Raw genomic sequence first — 25,037 nt, 5'->3', positions numbered from 1 at the left:
AACAATACTTTTCTATTATTTTGCCAGCGCTGTAAATATTTTAAAACTCGATAAAAAAGGACTGCGTTCGCAGTCCTTTCAATCAAAAAATAAACCGTTCAGCTTATTTAACCCAAGTCGTCCAGATATAATCCTGAGACTGGCCTTTCAGGGTCATTTTTAACTGATCGCCTGCATGCAATGCCGCCACACCTGCGGGTGTACCCGTCATCACCACATCACCTTCTTCTAAAGTGAATACCTGGCTGATATCTGCCAGTAAAGTCGCGATATCAAAAATCAATAAAGCGGTATCGCCTTTTTGACGCAGTTCTTCATTCACCTCCAAAGTGTAATGCACATCTTGCCAGTCCGCGACCACATCATTCACAGGAATCCAGTCTGACAACAGACACGAACCATCAAAGGCTTTGGCACGTTCCCAAGGCTGGCCTTTTTTCTTGAGTTCATCCTGCAAGTCACGCAGGGTCAAGTCCAGACCTAAAGTCACCGCACCCACCGCTTGCAGTGCTTTTACAGGATCATTTTCTTTGCTTAAAGTCCGGTCAATACGCAAACTGAGTTCACATTCATAGTGGCAGTTGCCCCACTCCGGATTCCATTCAATCCCTGCATCAAGCGAGCCTAAGGCACTCGGTGGCTTAATAAATAAGACCGGATGATCAGGGATCGCATTTCCGAGTTCTTTGGCATGATCGGCATAACTGCGACCAACGCAGACAATTTTGGATGGGCGTGTACTCATGATCAAAACTTTCCTTTATTTGTCTTTATATCGATCTCTGGATTATTTTTTAAATGTATTTTCAAAAATGTTTTGCTCAGTCGCATCTTTAAAGGCACGTTTTGGCACAATGATGACGGTACGGTTTTTCAGTTCAAGCATATAGGTCAGTTTGCCGGCAGCAAAATTCTGCACTTCACTATACGCTACCAGCTTGCTACGCTCATTATTAAAAATTTCCGCATAGTCCTGATACAGATCGAGGCCTTGTTCACTCTTACCAAACTGATATTTGACGAACTGGCGTTTAAACATCATCGGCAGAAACCAGTAACGCATGATGCCTTGCAGGATCAGGAAGAATGCCCCCAAAGCCACGTAATAGCGTCCTACCCCGTCAAAGCCCATCGAAAAGCCCCAAATAATAATCCCGATACTGACCAGAGGCGTCAGAAAACGTGAAATCTGCTTTTTGCCAAAAGTCGCCAAGGCAAAACCATCCTGAGATTCTTCTAAAGTCAGAAAATAACGGGTCGATAAAGTCGGTGCTGACTCAGTCATAGCATCACATCAAAAAAAATAAAATCTTGCCCAATACTATAGCAAAATATGCACAATGCTTATGGCCTGTCGCATCAATTACATAACTTTGCTTTGGAAAAACGTGTATTTAGTTTTAAATAAACAGCAATTAAAACAAAAAATATGCAACAGGATGTTGAATGAAAGGATTCAAGCAATGTATTGCGATCGGTATCTGTTCGGGTCTGTCTACTCTATCACTGGCCAAGATTATTCCCTGGGATGCAGAATTACCCAGTAGCCTGAGTGCTTATCCGGGCAATGCCCAACAATTGGCAGAATTGACAGGCGAAAAGATTCTGATTTATGCGCATCCGGTGACTAAAACCCAGCTTCCTACCTTAAACAGTAAGGCCACCAGCAAGGCACAATTTTATAGTGCCGCCGTGGTTTTGCCTGTGGCTGAAACACAGGTCGAGAAATTGCTACAGCATTATCCGGATTATGTTGGCCTGTTTCCGACTTTAAAGTCAGCCAAAATTCTAGAACAGCAAGGCTCGATTCAGCAGGTCAAATATCAGGTGCATATCCCCACACCAATTCCGATATTGAACTTCAAAGAAACCGTGGTGATGCAGCATCATCTGGGCAATAACAGCATCAGCACTTTAATTATTGATGCACCCATTCCTTATGGCGCGGGAAAACTGGAATGGTTCGCGCTTGATCCGCACAGAACTCTGGTGACAGTGACCCAGTGGGGCGACCTGAACCAGCCTAAAGGTTTTCTATTCAGTAAAATTCTCAATGCCCTGCCTGAAGCCAAACTTGGCATTCCTCCCGGTACTAACGCATTTCTACTCGAAGCATTGCAACAGCGCTTTAAAACCAGTCATGCCACAACACTCACCGCCCCGACTCCACAGCTCAAATTTAATTCACAACAGCTACAGAAGATTGCCCAGCTTAGTCAAAAATCTGGCCAACCGGTCAGTTTTATTTTGCCCAGCTATCAGGTCAAAGAAGGAAAAGCGTCAGAAAATTTGAGATTTAGCAGCACCTATCAATACTTTCCGCATTCGGTAGACAAGCTACGACCGTGGTTGGCTGCACAAGCCAGTCAACAGCTTTTCCCGCGCCAGATCAAGAAAGTCGAACTTAACCCGATCAATACCCAAAGTGTAGATGCCAACTATAAAGTTTCAGTGGGCTTAGGCGTGATTCAGATTCCATTTAACTTCAAGATGCGTTTTTACCAGCCCGATCCCTTGCAGAATCAGTTCAATGCCAATGGTGGCGACTTAAAGTTTGTCAAAGGCGGCATGAAGCTATTGCCGCAATCACAAGGTAATCTGTTCCAAATCACCAGCAGCATGAAGATTCATGATCAGGCACCGTTTTTATTAAGGGCCATGCGCAGTCTGCCCTATCACGATGTATTACCTGCGGTGGGTGGCAATACCGTCTATGCACTCAAGGTACAGCAAAAATTAAGATAATCAACGAATCGGTAGTTATTGGTTTTTTATATGAAAAAGCGTTAAATATCACAGACGTAAAAAAACCGCATCAATGTGCGGTTTTTTCAGAATTCTTATCAAGATTGGTGCGCTCAGAGAGATTCGAACTCCCGACCCCTTAGTTCGTAGCCAAGTGCTCTATCCAGCTGAGCTATGAGCGCGACGTCTTGATGGGGTGCATTATACGGCTTTTTTAAGGCTTGTTAAGTGTTTTTTAATAAAAGCACAACTGAATGTATAGTAATTAAACGATACAGCAGTATTTACAGTTTTCTGTGAGAATTTCTGCACATTTAGAGCTAAAAACAATTAATACCATCCGGACTTTGACGCTGTATTCAATGTGGCGACAAGCTCCATTTCATCCTGATGAAAAGCACACAGCAAATACCAAGAAAGATGTTCCCAAATTTCAGGCACAAAAAAACCGCTATGAAAGCGGTTGATTGTTCAAGTTGGTGCGCTCAGAGAGATTCGAACTCCCGACCCCTTAGTTCGTAGCCAAGTGCTCTATCCAGCTGAGCTATGAGCGCGTAACTTGTGTGCCTAGGTTGGCAATACGTTTTTTTGCTTAACTTACTTGGTGCGCTCAGAGAGATTCGAACTCCCGACCCCTTAGTTCGTAGCCAAGTGCTCTATCCAGCTGAGCTATGAGCGCGCGACATAAGTAAGCGTGGCGGTGAGAGAGGGATTCGAACCCTCGATACAGTTACCCGTATGCGTCCTTAGCAGGGACGTGGTTTCAGCCACTCACCCATCTCACCGTAACGTGCGGCCATAATACAAATTTCGGCATGGCACTGCAAGCGCAGCATCGAAAAAAAGTGCATATTTTTGCTCGTTTAAATACTTTTTAAGCAATTCAGCGATTTTTCGTACATTTTCCTGCTCAAAAAACCGAATAAATTTCCAGTTATCTAAAATGAACAGAAAATTGAAAACTTAAATGGATTATTGCAATCATTTACGTGCAGTCTGCGCACACATGTTTTATGCTAAACCTATCTCCTAAGATAAATTTAAAGACATGATGAAAAACTGGGTCGATCCTGAAGCAAAAGCTGAAGCCGAACGTTATGACAACCCTATCCCAAGCCGTACGCTAATTTTAGAAACCATAGAAAAAAATAATGCCCAGTCTCATGCCGACCTGGTAGAACATTTCGAAATCGCAGATCAAAAAAGTATTGATGCTCTCAGCCATCGTTTAATTGCGATGGTGCGTGACGGGCAATTGATGAAAGATGGTTATAAATTCCAGATTGCCGTCGAGCAGCCTGAATCCGAAGCGACGGTTTATATCAATTCCCGCGGGATGGGAACTGCCAACATTTCTGGCCAGGACGATCTCTTACTGGCTGAGCGTGAACTACGGCTGGTCTTTAATGGCGACCGTGTCAAAGTACGTCAAACTTCAGTAGACCGTAAAGGTAAAGCCTGGGGTTATGTGACTGAAGTTGTGCAGCACCGCGTTAAGCAGATCATTGGTAAAGTTTCCCTATATGAAGGTGAATACTTTGTTCAACCTGCCAGCCCAAATGCGCATCAGCCGATTACTCTTGAAAAAGAACTGATTGAACATGCGCAAGTCAATCTGGGTGATTCGATTCGCGTGGCGATTGATACTTATCCGACCCGTGAAGAATTTGCGACCGGTCATATTGTCCAGTCCATGGCAGATAAAGCCGATACCGAAATCATCATTCCACAAACCATTTTAGAATATGGTTTACCGTATGAATTCCCGGAAGAAGTGATTCAGGATGCAGAAAGCTTTAAAGAACCAACAGAAAAAGACCGTGAAGGTCGTGTGGATCTGCGTGATTTAGCTTTGGTCACCATTGATGGTGAAGATGCACGTGACTTTGATGATGCAGTATATGCTGAAAAACGTCCGGGCGGTGGCTATCGCGTGGTCGTAGCGATTGCCGATGTCAGTCATTATGTACGTACAGGCAAACCACTGGACGATGAAGCTCAGGAACGCGGAACTTCTGTCTACTTCCCGCACTTTGTTTTACCAATGCTGCCTGAAGCCTTGTCGAATGGCTTGTGTTCTTTAAATCCGGCTGTTGATCGTCTCTGTATGGTCTGTGATTTAAAACTGTCACGTGCCGGTCGTGTTACCGGTTTTGAGTTCTATCCATCCGTGATGCACTCTAAAGCACGTTTGACTTATGATCAGGTTGCACAATATCTGGAAGGCGACAGTCAGGCCATTACCGAAGATCGCGAAGTTCGCAAGTCGATCAACACCCTGTTCCAGCTGTACCAGGTTCTGAAAGGCTTACGTGCTGAACGCCATGCCATGGAATTTGAAACCGTTGAAACGTATATGACTTTTGATGAGCTGGGCGGAATTAAAGAGATTTTGCCGCGTAGCCGTAATGATGCGCATAAGCTGATTGAAGAATGTATGTTGCTGGCCAACGTGGCAGCCGCAGAATATGCATTGAAAAATGAAATTCCGATGTTGTACCGCGTGCATGAGCCACCTGAGTTCTCGCGTATTCAAAAAGTCCGTGATTTCGTCAAGCTGCTTGGTTTGAAATTCCCGGAGCAACCCACTCAAGCAGATTATCAGGCGGTGATTGAAGCGACCAAAGACCGCATAGATGCACCAAGCATTCATGCGGTGTTATTACGCTCCATGATGCAGGCTTATTACGGCCCTAACAATGCGGGGCACTACGGTCTGGCTTATGAGGCGTACACACATTTCACTTCGCCAATTCGACGTTATCCAGACCTGTTATTGCATCGTGCCATTAAAGCGCATTTAAATAAAAAGCCATCTCCGCTTTCAGGTGGAGCTTTAGATGAAGCAGGAACACATTTCTCTGCCACTGAACGCCGTGCTGATGAAGCCTCTCGCTCGGTGACGACCTGGTTGAAATGTCATTATATGCAACAGCATTTAGGCGAAGAATTTGTTGGCATCATTAGTGCCACAGCAGAGTTTGGCCTGTTTGTGACGCTAAAAGACCTGTATGTGGATGGTATGGTGCATGTCAGCCAGTTGGGCGATGACTTCTTTGTCTTTGATCAAGTCAGCCAGAATCTGGTCGGCCAGAATCGTGGTCAGGTCTTTGGTCTGGGCGATGAAGTCAAGATCAAGGTGGCTGGCGTCAATCTGGAAGAGCGCAAGATCGACTTTGAACTGGTACAGCAGCTCAGTCATGCCGGCCGTGCGATCCGTGCTCGTGCGCCGCGCGTGAGCGAGAAAAAACCGGCAGTACGTCCAGCAGCAACAGAAGAGGTTTTTAGCAAGAATGAGCGCGAGTCTAAATCCAGCCTGAATGCCGATGGAGAACAGCCCATACGACGCAAAAAAGCCAAAGGAAAACCCAGCTCTTACAACAGCAAGTCTGCTAAAAAATCTGCAGCAAAGCCTGAAGCAAAGGCTAAAGATAAAGTAAAGAAAAAGACCAAAGTGAAAAAGAAAAAGTCGAATGCAAAAGCCAAGACTGAATAATTTTTGACGGTATAAAAAGAGCGCTAAGGCGCTCTTTTTTATTTATAATCAAAATATTAAAATAGGAAAAATTATAAGAATGGATACCATAACTATTTTTACTTTGATCATTTCTTTAATGGCTTTGCTTGTGACTTATGCCGTATTTAAATCTGATCAGCAACCACAAATTATAGTTTTTGCTCTTCCGCATTACGGTAAGCAATCTTTCATTCAACTACAGATAAAGAATATAGGAAAATCCATTGCCTATAATGTACAAATATCGAGTGATCAACCCATTCCTAAACAGGCCTTCGGAATTAAAAAATTAAATACTTCAAAAGATTATTTTGATAGCGGTATTTTCAAACATGGAGTCAAAGTATTTATACCCAATCAGAGCTATATATACGATTGGGGACAATACGGCGGCCTCAGAGAGGCTTTAGATAATAATCCTATCACCATGAAAGTCACGTATTGGTATCAACACCCTTTAAACTTATGGAAAACTCAAATCACTGATATTTCCATCATCGATATAAATGAACTAGAAGCCTTACCTTCATCTGATGGTGGATTTATTGAACAGCTTCAAAATATTAATAAAGAATTGAAAATATTAAATACAAAGCTAGAGAAAAAACTTTAACTACCTTGATTTCCCCCACCAAAGGCCCTACATCTAGACTGAATATAGAAAATTAATTTGGCAGACCGACATGACTTTAGAAAAGGCAACTTTGCCTGTTCCACAATTTGATCAGATTACCCTGGCCGATCTCAAAGAAAAAATTGAAACAACCATTCAAGCCGGACAAAAGTTTTTAAATGAACTGACTGACACGCCAGACTCGGTTCAGGCCCAACTTGAGATTCTGGAACAGGTCGATACCCTCGAAAATAATATGAGTGAATCCTGGGGCGTGTTATCGCATCTGAATGCCGTGATGAACAATGCCGAAACCCGTGACGTCTATCAAGCCTTATTACCGGGTCTGAGCGAATACTATACACAACTAGGTCAACATACGGCGCTGTATCAAACTTATCAGCATGTTCATGATGCATCAATTTTTAATGAATTACCTGCAGCCCAGCAAAGTGCCATCAAACTGGCCTTACGTGACTTCAAACTGTCTGGTGTGGCCTTAGAAGGCGAAGCGAAGAAACGTTATGCGGAAATTTCTGCACGTCTCTCACAACTGTCTTCGGACTTCTCCAACCATGTGCTGGATGCAACTCAGGCTTATTTCAGACCATTAGCTGAAGATGAGTTAGCGGGTCTCTCTGAAAGTAATATTGAGCTGTTAAAACAATATGGCCAGCAACGCGAGCTGGATCAGCCGGTCGCTACGCTAGATTTCCCGTCTTATCTGGCAATCATGACCCATGCGGAACATCGTGAACTGCGTGAAGAGCTGTATAAAGCCTATACCACGCGCGCTTCAGATCAGTCCGACCAAACTGAATTTGACAATACCGCCTTAATTGAAGAAATCCTCAGCTTACGTCAGGAAATGGCCAAGCTGCTCGGCTTCAACAATTATGCAGAATTGTCCCTGGCCAGCAAAATGGCGCCAAGTGTAGAAGCAGTAGACGAATTCTTGCGTGATCTGGCAGAGCATGCCCGTGCGCCGGCAACCAAAGAAATTGCAGAACTAAAAGCCATTGCCGCTGAAGATGGTATTGATGAACTGAAACCTTGGGACAGCAGCTATTATTCAGAAAAGCTGAAAATGCAGCAGTTCAATCTGTCACAGGAAGCGCTGAAACCTTATTTCCCTGCACCAAAAATCCTGCAAGGCCTGTTCAGTATTGTCAATCGCCTGTATGACATTCAGGTGATTGAACGTGAAGCGCCGGTTTGGCATCCAGAGGCGCGTTATTTCGAACTGGAAGACCAAGGTCAGGTGATTGGCGGTTTCTATTTTGACCTGTATGCACGCCAAGGCAAACGTGGTGGTGCCTGGATGAGCGGTTTCCGTTCGCGCATGCAGACACGTGATGGCCTGCAAAAACCGATCTGCTATATGGTGGGTAACTTTACTCCACCTGTTGGCAACCGACCTGCACTGCTCACGCATGATGAAGTGATTACCCTGTTCCATGAATTTGGTCACGGCCTGCATCATATGCTGACTGAAGTCGACAATATCGCGGTGGCAGGTACGCATGGCGTGGCTTGGGATGCCGTGGAGCTGCCAAGCCAGTTTATGGAATTCTGGGCCTGGGATCAGGACAGTCTGAATCTGCTCAGTGAACATATTGAAACCAAGGAATCTTTGCCGGCCGACCTGCTCAAAGCCCTGCTCGATGCACGTTTCTTCCAATCCGGTATGCAAACCCTGCGTCAACTTGAATTTGCCCTGTTTGACCTGAGTATTCACCGAGCCAATCCAGCTTTAAATGCAGCACAGGTTCAGGCTACTCTGAATGAGATCCGTGAAAAATATGCGGTTCTACCGACGACTGACTATAACCGTTTCCAGCACAGCTTCAGTCATATTTTTGCCGGTGGTTATGCAGCGGGATATTATTCCTATAAATGGGCCGAAGTTTTGGCCAGTGATGCCTTCGACCGCTTCGAAGATGAAGGTATTTTTAACACCACCACCGGAAAGCAGTTTCGGGAAAATATCCTCGCAGTTGGCGGAAAAGACACAGCACTTGACGCATTTATCAATTTCCGCGGACGCGAGCCAAAAATAGATGCATTGCTGCGTCATCAAGGTTGGACGAACCCCTCTAAAAACGCTTAAACTAGCTTTTTAAGTTGATCACAAGGTGAGTATGATGACCATTAAACGTCGTTTCATTGCAGGCGCAAAATGTCCAAAATGTCAGGCGTTAGATCGCGTCGTCATGCTGACCTCTGGTGAAGATGAATGGATCGAATGTATTGAATGTGGTTATGAAGAAAATCGTCCCACACATGTTGACCAACCAGAAACACCAGCTGTTCCAGATGAAGTTGGCGTGATTCAGTTTAAACCTCGTTCAGTAAAATAAAAATCAAGGTTCAAGCTATGTCAGTAGAACAAAGAAATAACCCCAAACTTTTAATGGGGATTATGGGGGCTTTAGTTACTGTCGTTGCATTGGTATTGCTATATCAGTGGTTGAATGCCTCTTCCGGTGAAGCGGAACGCATACATCAGGAAGATATCGCAGCTGTTCCGGCAGCAAAACCTGCGGCGAAAACTGAAGAAGATACAGCGGCAGCGAAAGCAGCTGAGGCACTCGAGACCAAAGCATTAATCAGCGGCAGCCTGTTAAAAGCGCCAGTGCCGGAAAATGCTACTTTGGCCAATGAAGAGATGGCCAAATTAGCCGATATTCAAGTTCAGCTCAATGAGCAAAAAGCCACGCTAGATGCGCAGCACAGCGATGCTGACCAGCTCATTCAATTGAAAGAGGAACAGATCAAGCTACTCGAAGCACAACTGGCTCAAGGCCAATAATCTTGATGCATTTTGGCTAGAAGATCTGCAGATCTTCTAGCCAAATTGTCTCCCTGTCTACCACAGCCACCTCACCACTATTCAAAGCCATTATTTTACTGACCTGCTCTGCTTTTCTCTTTTCAGTCATGGGCGTGTGTATCCGTTATGCCTCGGCAACGGTTGATAACGCCACCGTGGTCTTCTTTCGCAATTTTGTCGGGCTGTTTATTTTCCTGCCCTTCATTTTCAATAAAGGCATTGGTTTTTTCAAAACTGAAAAACTATGGATGCACACCTGGCGCGCAGTGGTCGGACTGACTGCCATGTACGGCTTTTTCTATGCCATTGCCCATTTAAAACTCTCCAATGCCATGGTCTTCACCTACTCTTCTCCGATTTTTATTCCTTTGATTGCCTGGCTATTTCTCAAGGAAAAAATAACAGCAAGCATGTTAGTCGCCGCTGCAATTGGTTTCATCGGGGTACTCTGTGTTGCCAAACCGGATTCGGGTTTAATTAACCTGATGTCGGTCATTGGTTTGAGTGCGAGTTTTCTAGCGGCGATGGCTTTTATTACAGTTCGAGCGCTGACCAAAACCGAATCTCCAGAAAAAATCGTATTTTATTTCTGTTTGATTGGCAGCCTGATTGCAGTGATTCCGATGTTTTGGGTGTGGCGGCCCTATACTCTGACAGAACTTCAGCTATCTGATTACTGCCGGCATTCTGGCCAATTTCAGTCAGTTATTGATGTCAAATGCTTACAAACTGGCTCCGGCAGGACAAATTGGACCGGTCAACTATGTGGCAATTTTCTTTGCTGGTATGTGGGGATTTCTGTTCTGGCAGGAAGTTCCGGACCTCTATAGCCTAATCGGGCTGGGGCTGATTTTCTGTGCGATTCTACTGTGTAGCCCGATACTGCAGAAGCGCCTGAATTCATCGAAGATTTGATCAAGATTCGAAATCAAAGCAATAAAAAAGCACCCGTAGGTGCTGTTTTATTGCTTTTCTTTTATTGATACCAGCCGAACAGCTTAAAGATATAAGGCACATAGGCAATGATCAACATCGCAGGCAGCAATACTATCACCGGCAAAATCCAGCGTTCATAACGGTAGTAGAAAGACAGGTGTCGTACTTCGGCATCCGCTTCGGCCACTTCAGCATCACCAATCGACTGTCTGGCCAACAGATGATTCAGCGCAACTGGTGGCGTCACGTAACCCAGCTCAAAACCAATCAGGGTAATCATCCAGAAATGAACCGGATGAATGCCGTATTGGTAAGCCACTGGAGCAACGGTTGCAGAAATCAGAATCACCGCGCCAAATGGATCCATGATCATCCCGACAAAAATCATCAAGCCGACAATCAGTGAAATCACCAGAATGGTACTACTGATATCGGTCGGGAAGGCTTCCATAATTTCCATACGTTCCAGCAAGCCACCCACACTCACCGAGAGTGCCATCAGGATGACCAGCGCACCAATATGTCCCACGGTCTCACTGGTCGAAATATGCATGGACTTCCAGAAACCGACATGACGCAAAATTTCAGTCGCTTTCGAACGCTGTACAGTATGATCAACAGCCAGTTCTTTGCCTAGTTGTTCGCTATGTTCAGCTTCACGATATTCTGCATTGGCCGCGGCACCGGCTGTCACCAGTTCAGATGTCGATCTTGAGTTTAAAGTTGCGGTCAAGGTTTCATCCCAATGCCCCACTGCCGGCAACGGCGCAGGTTCATGACGTAACTTATCGAACAGAACAATCATCAGCAGAATGACTGGCATCATCACTGGTGCGGTAAATTCATTCAGGTCAGTCGACAAGGCATATTTATAGAATAACCAGATCAGAATAAAAATCACGATATATGGAATAATCGCAATGAAGGCACGACCAGATTGAGGAGCAGCTATAGTAGGCGCAGCAATGCGGAATTTGTTTTCTGCAAAGAACAGGGAAATTACCAGGAATAAAGTCGAGCTGAGCAGGAAGACATAAATCCCGTAGTGATACAGTAAGTCGGTGGTCACTTCTTTATTGAGTGATGCCACAACAACAATCAGCAAGCAAGGACGTAAGACTACGCCCATTGAGCCGGACATTGCAGTGGCGGCCAGTGCAAACTGACGGCGTCCACCCGCATTCCAGACTTCCTTATAAATAATCGCACCTGCGGCAATCACGAAAATTCCTGATGCTCCAGTATAGGCGGTCGGTAATGCCGCTGCCAGCAAGATTAGCCAGGTCAGGGTTTCAGGTGCCAGATTCCAAGGACGCAGAATATTCAGGAACATGTCCACGACACGGGTCTGTTTCAGCAACATACCGGCCCAGATAAATAAGGCCAAGTTCAGGAAGATACTAGAAAACTCTACCAATTGACCGAGGTAAATCCCCTGTCCCATTGGATAGTCCATAAAGAAAGTGAAATTTATTCCGGTCGTAATGGCCATATAGGCATACAACGGTACACTCAGAAAGGCCAGACCAAAACTGCCGCCCTCTCGCGTTGGTTTTGGTTGTTTGATCACCTGATACAGGCTGATCAAGGTGAGTGTGCTGAACAGAATCATCCACAACCAGTAGATGTATTTCATTTCCCCCATCGGCACGCCCGAGTTCAATACGGACTGATATTGGCTATAGGATGAAAATGCCAGGAAAGCATTAGCAACCAGCATGGCGACCGAATAAACTTTAAAGTCGATACGCGTACTCGGGCTACGTAAGCCAATATGATGGGTTTTTAGGGTGGCACTGATCGCAGCAAAGACCACCATGATGACCAGAAGCAAAGCCCGGTTTTCCGTACCAAACTTGAAGATTCCAAAGAAAGAGGTTTCAAATGTCCGATAAGCCCGAATACTTGGATGGGCTTCCACATGCTGAATGGCTTTATCGTAAAACAGGTAGGATTCTTCACAGACCTGCTGTGCCTGTAACACCGCAGCACGGACATCCGCTTCCGAACGCACCCCGAAGAAATCGGCGTATTCATCGGCTGCATCGGCTTTCATCTGCTGCTGAACACGCTGATCAACATTGATATTGCGTTCACATTGTGGCCGCGTCGGTTCAGCCCTTAGAAATGAATATTGCATTCCGGTTGCCGGATCACCGTAAATACGCTCGCCCATACGCAGCAACTGGCCGTGAATCATTTCCCCGGTGCCAATAATCAAAGTGAGCAAAAGTAAAACCAGCACGACGAAGGTCGAGATCCACTCTGTCCATATATAACGCAACAGACCTAATCCTGATCTGTTTTGATCATCATTTTGCATGTGTATTCCTATTTTTATTTTAGCGGCCTAATGCTTGGTCTAGGACGCCGATCTTCCCTTCTGCCCCGAAAATTCCTTTTCAAAGGTCAGGATCTTTATTCTATGTTTTGACTTTGCATGAAAATTGGCACAATAAAAATGACAATTTATATTTTCTTTTTGTATTTTCTGCCAAGTAAATGATTTATCTCTGCACTTTAATTATCCCGAAAATAATTGCTCACGATATAGATCAGCGCCAGAATCACGCCCCAAATCACACCAAGTAAATGTGCCTCAACCAAAACCGGACTGCCGATCAGCTGCGCCGTTCCGACATTGCCAATGGTGTTTTCCCAGACCAGTTTGGCAAAAATCAAAAACAACACCAGCGCCGCAAAACCGCGTTCCCGTTTATACAGCAAATGCACACACGCCACTGCCACGTAGGCGCCATGCAGTACGCCCGACAAGCCGGCATAGGCTTCAATATTGGGTAAGAAAAAATAAAAACTTAAACTGATCAGCGGCGGCAAGATCAGTAAAATGGCACAGAAATGCCAGACGGTGGCGCGTGGAAAAATAAAAGGCAAACAGAGAAAAGCGAGAATATTCAGAAAATAATGAATCCAGCCCACATGCACCCAATGCGCTGTCCAGAGTCGCCAAAATTCACCTAACAGGCTCTCTTGCCAGTAGATGAAATGATCCTGAAAAATTTGCAGACATGCACAGAGAGAGACAAAAGCCGCTAGAAAAATAATTTTTCGTCGAACATGTTGATCTAGCATCAGCTTATGCTTCTCCCTAACCATCTAGTTTAATTTCATCCTTAAAATTCTATGCAGGCTATCTGGGTTACAGGTCTGCACTGAACAGGTCATCGAGTTCCGAAGAGCTGTCTGATTCATCCCAGAAACGTTGCATGCCATCATCGGCGCTGCGCACACCAGTATTTTCTGTCCAGTAACGATCTGAAATTCCACCGACCATAATCGCTGCCATACTGTCGATCAGCTTGAACTGTGGATTTACCGGCTTTTCCTCGGTACGGGCCTGCGCAAAGGTTTTTAAAGCATCGCGGATTTTGGCATCGTCACCACTGGCCTGTGCTGCTACAGCATATAAAGCGTGCGATAAACGTACACCTTTTTGCTCACCAATTTGTGTAGATTGTTTTAATGTTTGGTAAGGATCAGGTTTACCATCGCTTGCACCTGGCAATAAAGTCCAGATCACAGCACGCGTAGCATTCGGTGCTCCCCAGAATTTGGCATTATCCAGACAGGTCATACCACGCTCGACCACGGCAGCGATATCTTTGGGTACATGCACTGCACCGCCGGAATTAATATCATTGGTCATGGCTTGTAAACCGCTGAGCATACCCAGCAGATAAACCGTTTGCTCCATATCGCTGTTCATGCGCGGGCATTCTTCACCCAAGGCTTTTTGATATTTTTTTTCATAACGGCTCTGGAACAATTGATAACCGGTATATTGACGCTGTGCCGCTAGAGCCGCCCAGCGCTTCTGCTCGATTCGTGCATCTTGGGCTTCCGCTACCTGATTGGTTTTTGAAGCACGTAAATAGCGTAACTCAGCTTCCAGCGCCTTTTGCTCGGCACAAATGCCGGCAGCCGAATACATCAATACGGCTACTCGCGTCGGATCCGCTCCCATTTCTTTGGTTGCCATGATGGCCGGAGTTAGAGAATTGCCTGAATTACAGACCATCTCGGCATCATCCATGGCTAAAATTGGTGGGACAATATGGTTTTCGGTAAAACCCAGTGCGACATTGGCACCGGTTTTAATGACATGGGAACACCCCGTTAATACTGTTGTTGTTATTGCAATGGTCGCCATACCTTGGCATATTTTACGGACGCCTGACATTTTCCTGTCCTCTATAATTGTGATTATGTCCATCTTTCTGCTAAAGATATCAGAAGCATTTTGTGAATAAAAGAGTATTTACTCTAATTTAGACCAGACACTGTGCCATCAAACTGGCCGACTGCAATTGACTTGATCTGTTGAATTACCAAATTTTGGGCAAAAAAAAGTAGCATTGCGACGGTTCAGCACATGCTACTTATTAACTGTACAAACAGAGAGCCGGTAATAACTCTGCTTGATTAAGATGAAAATTTATCCTTCAGCACCATCGCGAATTGTCCAACCACCAAAGCTGAAACAATCACTACGATCAAAAACATCCACACTGGAGATTCTATTGAATTCTCCCGTATTTGCTGTTGGTGCGTTCAATGTACAGGCTAAAAATAAAACATAGGCGGGAAATTGTCATACAATTTATCTTACTGATAAGTCATTATTATTTTCTGTCTGACAATGAAAGCGTATTAATGATCTAAGTATCTGTTTTATTGAAACTTCAATCAAGTGATTAAAATAGCGTTGTCTGACAACTAGATAAGTTTGGTCAGAACTTTCAGGGATTTCCATTGTTTTAGCGGCAATTGGTCACACCAGATCAATAAAGGCTGAGCCTTGGCGTGCTGAAAATACACCACAATATAAGCTTGATGATCAATCACATGACTAACACATACCCGACAGGTGGGCCGAGATTTGGCCGTCAATGACCATTCACGTCCATCCAGATATTCAAACTGTTCAATCTGGGGCGTCTTGCGATAAAACAGCTGATAAATCACCAGTCCCATCACAGCACACAATAGCCAAATTGTAATTGGCAGTAGCTGATACAGCAGGTACATCAACAGTGCAAAAATAAAAAGCTGAAACGCCAGTGCACAATAACTGCGTTTCAGCTTGAAACAGCGATTATCCATGGACGTAAAATTTAAGCTTCTTGATCAAATCTTTTAATTCAGGACGCGGCGGCTCAGAGACTTCCATAAACCAGTCCAGCAGATCTGGATCTTCCTGATCGACCAACTCAGCAAACATCTGCTTTTCAAATGGATCAGCAGTTAAGTAGTAGTTTTTTACGTAGGGATCAAAATACACATCCAGCTCTTTTAGGCCACGACGCGCGCGATAAATCACTTTGCGCTCTTCTAAGGTGATGTCATCAGTCATCGAATTTCCCCAATTCGTTATAAACCGGAATAGTTTACCTGAAGCCATCGCTGAATTTCGAGGGATTTCATACAAATGACCAAAAGCATCAGCATATTTAAGTTATTTGAACATTCCGCTCATTGTTGCTGATCTATGCTTGACCTACTTTAAAGCAAACAGATCAGAATAAGGAATAACAAGATGCAATCTGCAGCCATTCGCCCGCTTGCCCCGATGCTGCCCCGCCAGCTTTTTACTGCCGAACATGAAGCATTTCGTCAAACCGTACGCAAGTTTTATGAAAAGGAAGTTATTCCGCATAGCGAGCGCTATGAAAAGCAACAGCATGTGGATCGAGAGCTCTGGACTAAAGCGGGTGAACTGGGACTACTCTGCGCCACCATGCCAGAGCAATATGGCGGCTCTGGGGTAGACCGGCTGTATAGCATGATTCTGATTGAAGAACAGGCTTATGCTGGTGATTCAGCCACAGGTTTTTCCCTGCATTCGGATATCGTCGCCAATTATCTGCTGAACTTTGGTAATGAAGCCCAAATGCAGCAATGGCTACCGAAAATGGCATCTGGAGAAGTAGTTACCGCCATTGCCATGACCGAACCGGGAACCGGCTCAGACTTACAGGCAGTGCGTACCTCTGCAGTACTGGATGGCGATGAGTATGTAATTAATGGATCCAAGATCTTCATTACCAATGGCTATCTCTGCGATATGGCGATTGTGGTCTGTAAAACGGGTAATAGTGACAAAGGCTCGGCCAATCTCTCATTAATTATGGTCGAAGCCGATCGAGCCGGATTTAGCAAAGGCAAGCCGCTGAATAAAATTGGCATGAAAGGCCAGGATACTTGCGAGCTGTTCTTTGACGATGTACGCGTACCACAAGAAAACTTGCTCGGTCTGGAAAGCATGGGCTTTATGATGTTGATGAAAGAACTGGCCTGGGAACGCCTGATTGTGGCAATTATGTGCCAGGCTGGCGCTGAAGCTGCTTTCGCACATACAGTGAAATACACCAAGGAACGTCAGGCCTTTGGCAAGAGTATTAGCCATTTTCAGAATACCCGCTTTAAACTGGCAGAAATGCGTACCGAAATCGAGTTTTGTCGCGCTTATCTGGATCGCTGCATGGAGCTGCAACTCAAGCAAGAATTAGGCATCGATGCCGCTGCTGCGGCCAAATATAAGATTTCAGAAATGTATAGCAAGGTGGTAGATGAATGCCTGCAATTGCATGGTGGTTATGGCTATATGCTGGAATATCCAATTGCCCGGGCCTATATCGACAACCGTGCCAACCGGATTTATGCTGGTACCAACGAAATCATGAAAGAACTGATTGCACGTTCACTGTAAACTGGACGCATAAAAAAGGAGTCACTCAGGACTCCTTTTTCTTTAGTTCAATATCCGACTTTAAGAGACCAGACGCGGTTTATGTTTGAGAGCCTTGCTGTTTTTTTTAAATTTCAGCACCCTATCTTCAAACGAAGCCTGTTTAAGTTCCTTACGATCTGCAAGATAATTGTTGCTGACTTTCCACGGTGCATGTTTACCTTGTTTTGGCATCACATCTGCGGCACGGGCAATATAGCCCGAACTGAGACTACCCATCACAGTATCCTCTAGCAATTCAGTCTGATCACCCTGAGCGATGACTTCAGCATAGCCCTGCTGATCCATATAGTTCAGCAAACGGCAAATGTACTCAGCGGCAATATCCACTTTTAAAGTCCAAGAGGCATTGATATAACCAATAATTAGCGCCATATTCGGCACATCACTAACCATGATGCCTCTATACAGCATATGTTGTGAGGTATCGACAGGTTGACCATCAATCGTCGCCTGAATTCCACCAAGAATCTGGATATTTAAGCCTGTGGCTGAAACGATAATATCTGCCTCCAGATGTTGACCCGATTTCAGCTGAATGCCAGTTTCAGTCAAGCTTTCGATCTGATCCGTTACAACTGATGCCTGCCCTTCACGTAAAATTTTAAACAGATCACCATCCGGCACCACGCATAGGCGCTGATCCCACGGCTCATAATTCGGGGTAAAGTGTTTCATATCCACTTTACCTTTGAGCTGAAACTGCACGGATTTAAGTAACAGCGTTTTTAACAGTTTTGGCTGTTTTTGTGCCAAGGCATAAATTCCGCGCTGCATGCCAATATTCCGGGCACGGGTAATTTTATAGGCCACATCTTCTGGTAGATACTGCCGCATCTTTGCATAAATCATATCAATAGAGGGCACTGAAGCGATATAGGTCGGAGAACGCTGTAACATGGTCACATGCCCGGCGCCGCCTTTGACCATCGCTGGAACTAAAGTAATCGCGGTGGCACCACTACCAATGATCACCACTTTTTTGCCCTGATAATCTAAATTTTCCGGCCAATGCTGCGGATGAATGAATTGACCTTTAAAAGCCTCCTGATTTGGAAACTCAGGCTGAAAACCTTGGTCATAATTGTAATAACCGGTACAACTCAGCACAAAGTTTGCTATCCAAGTTTCCTTTTTGCCTTGAACATTTTCGATGTGTACCGACCATTTATGTTTACTCGAGTCATAATTTGCACCTAACACACGGTGTTGATAATGAATTTTCGATTCCAGATTAAATTCATCTACTACTTCGGCCAGATAGCCCTTAATCGAAGCGCCATCGGCAAGTACACTGGCTTTTTTCCAGGGTTTAAAATTAAAACCAAAGGTCGACATATCCGAATCAGAACGAATTCCCGGATACTTAAATAAATCCCAAGTTCCGCCAATGCTGGCACGTCGCTCAATAATTTCAAATGAGCGCTGCGGACAATGTTTAGAAAGATGCGCTGCCAGACCAATTCCCGAGATCCCCGCACCCACAATTAAAATATCAACTTGTTTTTCCATGTTCTTCTTTTGACCTATGTTTTGTCATTTATTTTATTAAAGCACAAAACTGACAATACTCCATGTCAAGTTTGAATTTTTGCACTCTTTTTTTTATCTTTTGAGGACAAAATAAAAATATATCTGGCCATTTTCCCTTTTAACAGGCATTAAAAAAGGCCGGTTTATTCAACCGACCTTTTCGAACAACGTGTGCTGTTCTACACGAAATTAATTAACTTCGCGATCTACTAGCTCAACGTAAGCCATCGGTGCAGCATCACCTGCACGGAAGCCCGCTTTAAGAACACGTAGATAACCGCCGTTACGCTCTTTGTAACGAGGGCCAAGAACGGTAAATAATTTACCAACAGTTGCTGCTGAACGAGTACGAGCAAACGCCAAACGACGGTTTGCTACTGTATCGTTTTTAGCTAAAGTGATTAAAGGCTCAGCTACACGACGTAACTCTTTCGCTTTAGGCACAGTTGTTTTGATCAACTCGTGCTCGAACAAAGAGTTAGCCATGTTTTGGAACATCGCTTTACGATGGCTGCTTGTACGGCCTAATTTCACACCACTATTACGATGACGCATGGTGATAGTCCTACTTAATTAACGGCTACGATAGGCGAAACGATCGTCCATACGGAGACTAGCCGGTGGCCAGTTCTCTAAACGCATGCCGAGTTGTAAGCCTTTAGAAGCCAGAACATCTTTGATCTCAGTAAGCGATTTTTTACCCAAGTTAGGAGTTTTAAGCAACTCAACTTCAGTACGCTGTACAAGATCACCAATGTAGTAAATGTTTTCTGCTTTCAAACAGTTAGCAGAACGAACAGTTAGCTCTAGATCATCTACTGGGCGAAGCAAGATTGGGTCAACTTCTTCACGCGGCTCTTGAGCCACAGGTGCTTGATCTTTCTGAAGGTCAACAAAGATTGCAATTTGTTGTTGCAAGATTGTTGCCGCTTTACGGATTGCTTCTTCAGGATCTACAGTACCATTGGTTTCAAGATCAATGACCAATTTGTCAAGGTCAGTACGTTGTTCTACACGAGCGTTTTCCACTGTATAAGACACACGTTTGATTGGGCTATAAGAAGCATCTAACTGCAAGCGACCCACTGGGCGAGTTTCGCCTTCTGGGAAGCGTGAATCAGAAGTCTCGTAGCCACGACCTTGAGCAACTTTCAGACGCATTTTCAATGAGCCTGAGGCACTTAAAGTACCGATCAAATGTTCAGGGTTAACCACTTCAACATTATGAGGTAAACGAAGGTCAGCCGCAGTTACGTCGCCTGCACCTTGTTTCTCTAATGTTAAGTATGCTTCATTTTGATCGAACAGCTTAATCGACAATCCTTTTAGGTTCAGCAAGAGCTCGACGATGTCCTGCTGCAAGCCTTCCAAAGTACTGTACTCGTGCTCGACCCCTTCAATCTCAACTTCTACCACAGCTGCGCCAGGTAGAGAAGAAAGAAGGATGCGACGTAAAGCATTACCCAGAGTATGACCAAAGCCACGCTCTAAAGGTTCTAGAATAACTTTTGCCGAGGTCCCGCTTGCCGCTTCGACCTTGATCGCTTGCGGAGTTAGAAACTCATTTGCAGTACGCGTCATATTGCTTCCTCAAGGATTATTTAGAATACAATTCTACAATCAAGCTTTCGTTGATTTCAGCAGGTAAATCAGAACGATCCGGTGCAGCTTTGAACGTACCTTCTAATTTAGAATGGTCGATTTCCATCCAAGAAGGCATGCCACGTTGAGTTGCTAATTCAATTGCGTTTTTGATACGTAATTGTTGTTTAGCGCCTTCGTGAACTGCGATCACATCACCCGCTTTAACTTGGATAGACGCAATGTTAACACGACGGCCATTCAAAGTGATGCTGCGGTGAGATACTAACTGACGAGCTTCTGCGCGAGTAGAACCGAAACCCATACGATAAACAACGTTATCAAGACGGCTTTCAAGTAGCTTCAACAGGTTTTCACCAGTTGCGCCTTTAACACGAGCAGCTTCTTTGTAGTAGTTACTAAATTGACGCTCTAAAACACCGTACATACGACGTACTTTTTGTTTTTCACGTAATTGTAGTGAGTACTCAGACTGTTTACCGCCACGAGCTCCACCATGTTGGCCAGGAGCTTTAGCGTGTTTTTTAGTTTTTACATCAAACGGTTTAACGCCTGATTTAAGTTGCAGGTCTGTCCCTTCGCGGCGAGAGAGTTTGCATTTTGGACCAATATAACGAGCCATGAATGTTTCTCCTTACACGCGACGTTTTTTAGGTGGACGGCAACCGTTGTGCGGGATTGGCGTCACATCGGTAATGCTGTTAATTTTATAACCCACTGCACCTAAAGCACGAACCGCAGATTCACGACCAGGACCAGGACCTTTTACAAGGACGTCCAAGTTTTTCAAACCGTAGTCTAAAGCAGCTTTACCAGCAACTTCAGCAGCTACCTGAGCAGCGAACGGAGTTGATTTACGTGATCCACGGAAGCCTTGTCCACCTGAAGTGGCCCAAGCCAGTGCATTACCTTGACGATCGGTAATAGTCACAATGGTGTTATTAAAAGAAGCGTGAATGTGTGCGACACCTTCAGAGACGGTACGAGTGACCTTCTTGCGTGCGCGAGTATCTTTAGCCATCTTTTAGCTTCCAGAAATCTTATTTCTTAATAGGTTTGCGCGGACCTTTACGGGTACGAGCGTTAGTTTTGGTGCGTTGACCGCGGACAGGCAAGCTGCGACGATGACGAAGACCGCGATAGCAGCCTAAATCCATTAAACGTTTAATGTTCATGGAAATTTCGCGACGTAAATCACCTTCGGTCGGAACCTTAGCAACTTCTGCACGAATCGCATCAAGCTGAGCGTCATCTAATTCACGGATCTTAGTCGTTGGAGCAATACCCGCAGCAGCTAAAATAGCTTTTGAAGTATGGCGACCAATACCAAAGATATACGTTAGAGAGATAACAGCGTGCTTGTTATCCGGAATGTTTACACCGGCAATACGAGCCATTCAATTTTCTCCAAAAAGGCAGTAGATAATCAACCGCCCCACAAAAATCTTGAGGGGCGGATAATAACCCAATTCGCCTACAGAAATCAACAGGTCTTAATCAGATTAACCTTGACGCTGCTTATGACGAGGTTCTGCGCTACAAATTACGCGGATAACCCCATTACGACGGATAACTTTACAGCTACCACAAATTTTCTTAACAGAAGCTTGTACTTTCATGATGAAACCTCTAAGTGCGCTTATCCCTTAGGATGAGCTGTCGTTTTTCTCATTAACGTTTGATTATCGTACTGGTGCGAGGTGAGGTGTGACTGCAGCTGAGCCATAAAGTCCATCACTACTACCACAACAATCAGCAAAGAAGTACCACCCAAATAGAATGGAATACCAAATGAACTTTGCAACACCATCGGCATCAAACAAATGACGGTGATGTAAATCGCGCCAATAAATGTCAAACGACTGAGAATATGATCTAAGTAACGAGCAGTTTGCTCACCTGGACGTATACCAGGCACATAAGCTCCGCTGCGTTTCAAGTTCTCTGACACTTCTTTAGGACTAAATACCAGTGCTGTATAGAAGTAACAGAAAAAGATAATTAACGCACCAAAGAGCACCAAATACAACGGCTGACCAGGCGACAATACCAATGCTACATCTTGCAGGCTACGCTGAATAAATCCGGCATTCGGATCTGCACTACCCACCCACTGGCCTAAGCTCGCAGGGAACAACAGCAATGAGCTGGCAAAAATTGCCGGAATCACACCCGCCATATTAATTTTCAATGGCAAATGTGTCTGCTGTGCAGTAAATACACGACGACCTTGTTGTTTTTGAGCATAGTTGACCGGAATACGACGCTGCGCTTTCTCGATAAACACGATGGCTGCCAAAACACCCAGAGACAACAGACCAAAAATTACCAAGCCAATCAGGCTGGTCTGGCCATTATCTACAGATGACAAAGATTGCATAATTAAATTAGGCAATCCGGCAACAATACCCGCGAAGATGATCATGGAAATACCATTCCCCACCCCACGTTCGGTAATCTGCTCACCCAACCACATCAAGAACATGGTTCCCGCAACCAATGAGGTTACTGCAGGAATATAAAAAGCCAAACCAGTATTCAGGGTAATCCCCTGACTGATCAAGCCTGCACACATCCCGATTGCTTGTACAAGCGCCAGAAATAATGTGCCTTGTCGTGTGTATTGATTTATTTTACGCTTGCCTTGCTCGCCTTCTTTTTTCAAAGCTTCCAGCGAAGGAACCACTGTCGACATCAGCTGCACGATAATCGATGCAGAAATGTAGGGCATGATCCCAAGAGCAAGAATAGACATTCGTTCTAATGCACCACCGGAAAACATGTTAAACAAACCAAGGATAGTACCTTGGTTTGCATTAAACAGGTTTTCTAGGGCCGCATTATTGATGCCCGGTACTGGAATATGCGCTCCTAGCCGAAACACCAACAACGCACCAATGAGAAACATCATTCGACGAATAATTTCACGGTATTTCACATGAAATGGTTGGCCTTTCATCATGTTGACATGACCTGAAGAACTAGGAGTCATAGACACTGGGGATTACTCCTCGACTTTGCCGCCAGCAGCTTCAACAGCAGCTTTAGCGCCTTTAGTCAATGCAACACCTTGAACAGTGAATGCACGAGTAATTTCACCAGAAAGTACGATACGAGCACGGATCATGTCTTTACGTACAACGTTCGCCGCTTTTAAAGTTTCTAGAGACACGATGTCGCCTTCAACTTTAGCAAGCTCAGATAAACGTACTTCAGCAGTTTTCAAAGCCAATTGGCTAGTGAAGCCGAATTTAGGCAAACGACGATAAAGTGCTGTTTGACCGCCTTCGAAACCTGGACGAGTACCACCGCTCTTACGTGAGTTTTGACCCTTGACACCACGGCCACCGGTCTTACCAACGCCAGAACCGATACCACGGCCTACACGAAGGTTGTCACGTTTAGCACCTTCTGCAGGTGCAATTGTATTTAAACGCAGAGTCATGGCTTATTCCTCTACACTAACCATATAGTAGACTTGGTTGATCATACCACGGTTAGAAGGCGTATCTTGCACTTCTACAGTATGACCAATACGACGCAGACCTAAACCTTGCAGGCTCAGCTTATGATTTTTCAAGCGGTGCGATGCAGATTTAGTCTGGGTAACTTTAATCGTTTTCATGATTGATTACCCTTGAATTTGTTCTACTGAAAGACCACGTTTCGCAGCAACCTTTTCAGGAGTAGTCATATCACGCAAACCGTTGAAAGTTGCGTTAACTACGTTAGCAGCGTTAGTAGAACCACGGCATTTAGTCAAAACGTTACGTACACCTACAGCTTCTAAAACTGCACGCATAGCGCCACCAGCAATTACGCCTGTACCTTCAGAGGCAGGCTGCATGAATACGCGACTAGCGCCATGACGTGCATGAATTGGGTGCTGTAACGTACCATCAACAAGGTCAACAGTAATCATGTTGCGACGAGCAGCTTCAAGTGCTTTAGAGATAGCAGCTGGAACTTCACGTGCTTTACCACGACCAAAACCTACGCGACCATTACCATCACCCACAACAGTTAATGCTGTGAAAGAGAAGATACGACCACCCTTAACAACTTTGGCTACACGATCAACGGCAACCAGCTTTTCAACAAGACCTTCGTTTTGTTCAACTTTAGCCATGATTAGAACTCCAAGCCGTTTTCACGAGCAGCATCAGCCAAGGCTTTGATACGACCATGATATTTAAAACCAGAACGGTCAAATGCAACTTTAGTAACACCAGCTGCTTTAGCGCGTTCTGCGATTAAAGCACCTACTTTTTGAGCTGCTTCAACGTTACCAGTTGTACCTGCACGTAGAGTAGCGTCTAAAGTAGAAGCTTGCGCTAATACTTTGCCACCATCTGCAGAGATAACTTGAGCATAGATGTGACGCGGAGTGCGGTTTACACACAAACGAGTCGCACCCAATGCACGGATGTGCAAGCGTGTGCTTTTCGCACGACGCAAACGGGATTGTTTCTTTTCGTTCATAAGAACC

Annotated in this window: 26 protein-coding genes, 4 tRNA genes and 1 pseudogene; 8 read left to right on the top strand and 23 right to left on the bottom strand. The window is 44.8% G+C overall.

Annotation, left to right across the window (positions count from 1 at the left end):
- Window positions 1–103 precede the first annotated feature (103 nt).
- On the bottom strand, window positions 104–745 hold the full coding sequence (locus LOZ91_RS05030; RefSeq protein WP_244782748.1) for a fumarylacetoacetate hydrolase family protein: 642 nt from the start codon (window positions 743–745) through the stop codon (window positions 104–106).
- 42 nt (window positions 746–787) lie between these two features.
- Window positions 788–1,285, bottom strand: a complete 498-nt coding sequence (locus LOZ91_RS05025; RefSeq protein ID WP_100355124.1) for a YcxB family protein — start codon at window positions 1,283–1,285, stop codon at window positions 788–790.
- Between the two features lie 161 nt (window positions 1,286–1,446).
- On the opposite strand from LOZ91_RS05025, the gene LOZ91_RS05020 reads away from it, so the two are divergent.
- Window positions 1,447–2,745 carry an SRPBCC family protein gene (locus LOZ91_RS05020; RefSeq protein WP_244782747.1) on the top strand — a complete coding sequence of 433 codons (1,299 nt, stop codon included), beginning with the start codon at window positions 1,447–1,449 and terminating at the stop codon, window positions 2,743–2,745.
- A gap of 105 nt (window positions 2,746–2,850) precedes the next feature.
- On the opposite strand, the gene LOZ91_RS05015 is transcribed toward LOZ91_RS05020, so the two are convergent.
- The 4 genes from LOZ91_RS05015 to LOZ91_RS05000 form a co-directional block, all read right to left on the bottom strand.
- A tRNA-Arg gene (locus LOZ91_RS05015) sits at window positions 2,851–2,927 on the bottom strand.
- A gap of 295 nt (window positions 2,928–3,222) precedes the next feature.
- Window positions 3,223–3,299: transfer RNA gene (locus LOZ91_RS05010), tRNA-Arg, on the bottom strand.
- 48 nt (window positions 3,300–3,347) lie between these two features.
- A tRNA-Arg gene (locus LOZ91_RS05005) sits at window positions 3,348–3,424 on the bottom strand.
- A gap of 16 nt (window positions 3,425–3,440) precedes the next feature.
- A tRNA-Ser gene (locus LOZ91_RS05000) sits at window positions 3,441–3,530 on the bottom strand.
- A gap of 263 nt (window positions 3,531–3,793) precedes the next feature.
- On the opposite strand from LOZ91_RS05000, the gene rnr reads away from it, so the two are divergent.
- The 6 genes and pseudogenes from rnr (at window position 3,794) to LOZ91_RS04970 (ending at window position 10,623) form a co-directional block, all read left to right on the top strand.
- A complete protein-coding gene (gene rnr / locus LOZ91_RS04995; protein ID WP_005168700.1) occupies window positions 3,794–6,241 on the top strand; it encodes a ribonuclease R in 2,448 nt (815 codons plus the stop codon).
- 79 nt (window positions 6,242–6,320) lie between these two features.
- On the top strand, window positions 6,321–6,875 hold the full coding sequence (locus tag LOZ91_RS04990) for a hypothetical protein (RefSeq protein WP_244782746.1): 555 nt from the start codon (window positions 6,321–6,323) through the stop codon (window positions 6,873–6,875).
- Window positions 6,876–6,930: 55 nt separating this feature from the next.
- Window positions 6,931–8,985: a M3 family metallopeptidase gene (locus LOZ91_RS04985; RefSeq protein WP_244782755.1), complete on the top strand. Its 2,055-nt coding sequence runs from the start codon at window positions 6,931–6,933 to the stop codon at window positions 8,983–8,985.
- Window positions 8,986–9,025: 40 nt separating this feature from the next.
- On the top strand, window positions 9,026–9,235 hold the full coding sequence (locus LOZ91_RS04980; RefSeq protein WP_171054337.1) for a YheV family putative zinc ribbon protein: 210 nt from the start codon (window positions 9,026–9,028) through the stop codon (window positions 9,233–9,235).
- A gap of 17 nt (window positions 9,236–9,252) precedes the next feature.
- Complete coding sequence (locus tag LOZ91_RS04975; RefSeq protein ID WP_244782745.1) at window positions 9,253–9,687, top strand: hypothetical protein; 435 nt, start codon at window positions 9,253–9,255, stop codon at window positions 9,685–9,687.
- A 53-nt stretch (window positions 9,688–9,740) separates the two neighbouring features.
- A pseudogene (locus tag LOZ91_RS04970) lies at window positions 9,741–10,623 on the top strand (DMT family transporter).
- A gap of 61 nt (window positions 10,624–10,684) precedes the next feature.
- On the opposite strand, the gene LOZ91_RS04965 reads toward LOZ91_RS04970, so the two are convergent.
- The 5 genes from LOZ91_RS04965 to LOZ91_RS04945 form a co-directional block, all read right to left on the bottom strand.
- A complete protein-coding gene (locus LOZ91_RS04965) occupies window positions 10,685–12,967 on the bottom strand; it encodes a TRAP transporter large permease subunit (protein ID WP_244782744.1) in 2,283 nt (760 codons plus the stop codon).
- A 197-nt stretch (window positions 12,968–13,164) separates the two neighbouring features.
- Complete coding sequence (gene rrtA / locus LOZ91_RS04960) at window positions 13,165–13,737, bottom strand: rhombosortase (RefSeq protein ID WP_005168711.1); 573 nt, start codon at window positions 13,735–13,737, stop codon at window positions 13,165–13,167.
- A 67-nt stretch (window positions 13,738–13,804) separates the two neighbouring features.
- Window positions 13,805–14,845: a hypothetical protein gene (locus LOZ91_RS04955; protein ID WP_244782743.1), complete on the bottom strand. Its 1,041-nt coding sequence runs from the start codon at window positions 14,843–14,845 to the stop codon at window positions 13,805–13,807.
- A gap of 536 nt (window positions 14,846–15,381) precedes the next feature.
- Window positions 15,382–15,768: a hypothetical protein gene (locus LOZ91_RS04950; RefSeq protein WP_159138627.1), complete on the bottom strand. Its 387-nt coding sequence runs from the start codon at window positions 15,766–15,768 to the stop codon at window positions 15,382–15,384.
- Window positions 15,761–16,018 carry a succinate dehydrogenase assembly factor 2 gene (locus tag LOZ91_RS04945; RefSeq protein WP_005094125.1) on the bottom strand — a complete coding sequence of 86 codons (258 nt, stop codon included), beginning with the start codon at window positions 16,016–16,018 and terminating at the stop codon, window positions 15,761–15,763. The genes LOZ91_RS04950 and LOZ91_RS04945 overlap by 8 nt, the downstream gene beginning before the upstream one ends.
- A 183-nt stretch (window positions 16,019–16,201) precedes the next feature.
- Between LOZ91_RS04945 and LOZ91_RS04940 the strand changes: the two genes are divergently transcribed.
- Window positions 16,202–17,374 carry an acyl-CoA dehydrogenase family protein gene (locus tag LOZ91_RS04940; protein WP_244782742.1) on the top strand — a complete coding sequence of 391 codons (1,173 nt, stop codon included), beginning with the start codon at window positions 16,202–16,204 and terminating at the stop codon, window positions 17,372–17,374.
- 60 nt (window positions 17,375–17,434) lie between these two features.
- Here the strand turns inward: LOZ91_RS04940 and LOZ91_RS04935 are convergent, their stop codons facing one another.
- From LOZ91_RS04935 to rplR, 12 genes are all read right to left on the bottom strand, one after another.
- Window positions 17,435–18,925 carry an NAD(P)/FAD-dependent oxidoreductase gene (locus LOZ91_RS04935; RefSeq protein ID WP_244782741.1) on the bottom strand — a complete coding sequence of 497 codons (1,491 nt, stop codon included), beginning with the start codon at window positions 18,923–18,925 and terminating at the stop codon, window positions 17,435–17,437.
- A 210-nt stretch (window positions 18,926–19,135) separates the two neighbouring features.
- On the bottom strand, window positions 19,136–19,501 hold the full coding sequence (rplQ, locus tag LOZ91_RS04930; RefSeq protein ID WP_004281488.1) for a 50S ribosomal protein L17: 366 nt from the start codon (window positions 19,499–19,501) through the stop codon (window positions 19,136–19,138).
- Between the two features lie 18 nt (window positions 19,502–19,519).
- The gene (gene rpoA, locus LOZ91_RS04925; protein WP_005094131.1) at window positions 19,520–20,527 is read right to left on the bottom strand and encodes a DNA-directed RNA polymerase subunit alpha; all 1,008 of its coding nucleotides are present in this window, start codon (window positions 20,525–20,527) and stop codon (window positions 19,520–19,522) included.
- A gap of 16 nt (window positions 20,528–20,543) precedes the next feature.
- Complete coding sequence (gene rpsD / locus LOZ91_RS04920; RefSeq protein WP_005094132.1) at window positions 20,544–21,170, bottom strand: 30S ribosomal protein S4; 627 nt, start codon at window positions 21,168–21,170, stop codon at window positions 20,544–20,546.
- 12 nt (window positions 21,171–21,182) lie between these two features.
- The gene (gene rpsK / locus LOZ91_RS04915; RefSeq protein ID WP_004281491.1) at window positions 21,183–21,569 is read right to left on the bottom strand and encodes a 30S ribosomal protein S11; all 387 of its coding nucleotides are present in this window, start codon (window positions 21,567–21,569) and stop codon (window positions 21,183–21,185) included.
- Window positions 21,570–21,588: 19 nt separating this feature from the next.
- A complete protein-coding gene (gene rpsM, locus LOZ91_RS04910; protein WP_004281492.1) occupies window positions 21,589–21,945 on the bottom strand; it encodes a 30S ribosomal protein S13 in 357 nt (118 codons plus the stop codon).
- Window positions 21,946–22,050: 105 nt separating this feature from the next.
- On the bottom strand, window positions 22,051–22,167 hold the full coding sequence (gene rpmJ, locus LOZ91_RS04905; RefSeq protein ID WP_000867907.1) for a 50S ribosomal protein L36: 117 nt from the start codon (window positions 22,165–22,167) through the stop codon (window positions 22,051–22,053).
- A gap of 20 nt (window positions 22,168–22,187) precedes the next feature.
- Window positions 22,188–23,507: a preprotein translocase subunit SecY gene (gene secY, locus LOZ91_RS04900; protein ID WP_171063316.1), complete on the bottom strand. Its 1,320-nt coding sequence runs from the start codon at window positions 23,505–23,507 to the stop codon at window positions 22,188–22,190.
- Window positions 23,508–23,552: 45 nt separating this feature from the next.
- The gene (gene rplO / locus LOZ91_RS04895; RefSeq protein WP_005094137.1) at window positions 23,553–23,993 is read right to left on the bottom strand and encodes a 50S ribosomal protein L15; all 441 of its coding nucleotides are present in this window, start codon (window positions 23,991–23,993) and stop codon (window positions 23,553–23,555) included.
- Between the two features lie 3 nt (window positions 23,994–23,996).
- Complete coding sequence (gene rpmD, locus LOZ91_RS04890; RefSeq protein WP_005094139.1) at window positions 23,997–24,173, bottom strand: 50S ribosomal protein L30; 177 nt, start codon at window positions 24,171–24,173, stop codon at window positions 23,997–23,999.
- 6 nt (window positions 24,174–24,179) lie between these two features.
- Complete coding sequence (rpsE, locus tag LOZ91_RS04885) at window positions 24,180–24,677, bottom strand: 30S ribosomal protein S5 (RefSeq protein WP_004281496.1); 498 nt, start codon at window positions 24,675–24,677, stop codon at window positions 24,180–24,182.
- Window positions 24,678–24,679: 2 nt separating this feature from the next.
- The gene (rplR, locus tag LOZ91_RS04880; RefSeq protein ID WP_004281497.1) at window positions 24,680–25,030 is read right to left on the bottom strand and encodes a 50S ribosomal protein L18; all 351 of its coding nucleotides are present in this window, start codon (window positions 25,028–25,030) and stop codon (window positions 24,680–24,682) included.
- Window positions 25,031–25,037 lie beyond the last annotated feature (7 nt).

This window comes from Acinetobacter sp. F-1 (genome assembly GCF_022869025.1).
Classification (GTDB): domain Bacteria; phylum Pseudomonadota; class Gammaproteobacteria; order Pseudomonadales; family Moraxellaceae; genus Acinetobacter; species Acinetobacter pseudolwoffii.
The sequence above is the reverse complement of the archived record's forward strand: the minus strand, read 5'-3'. Positions and strand labels throughout refer to the sequence as shown.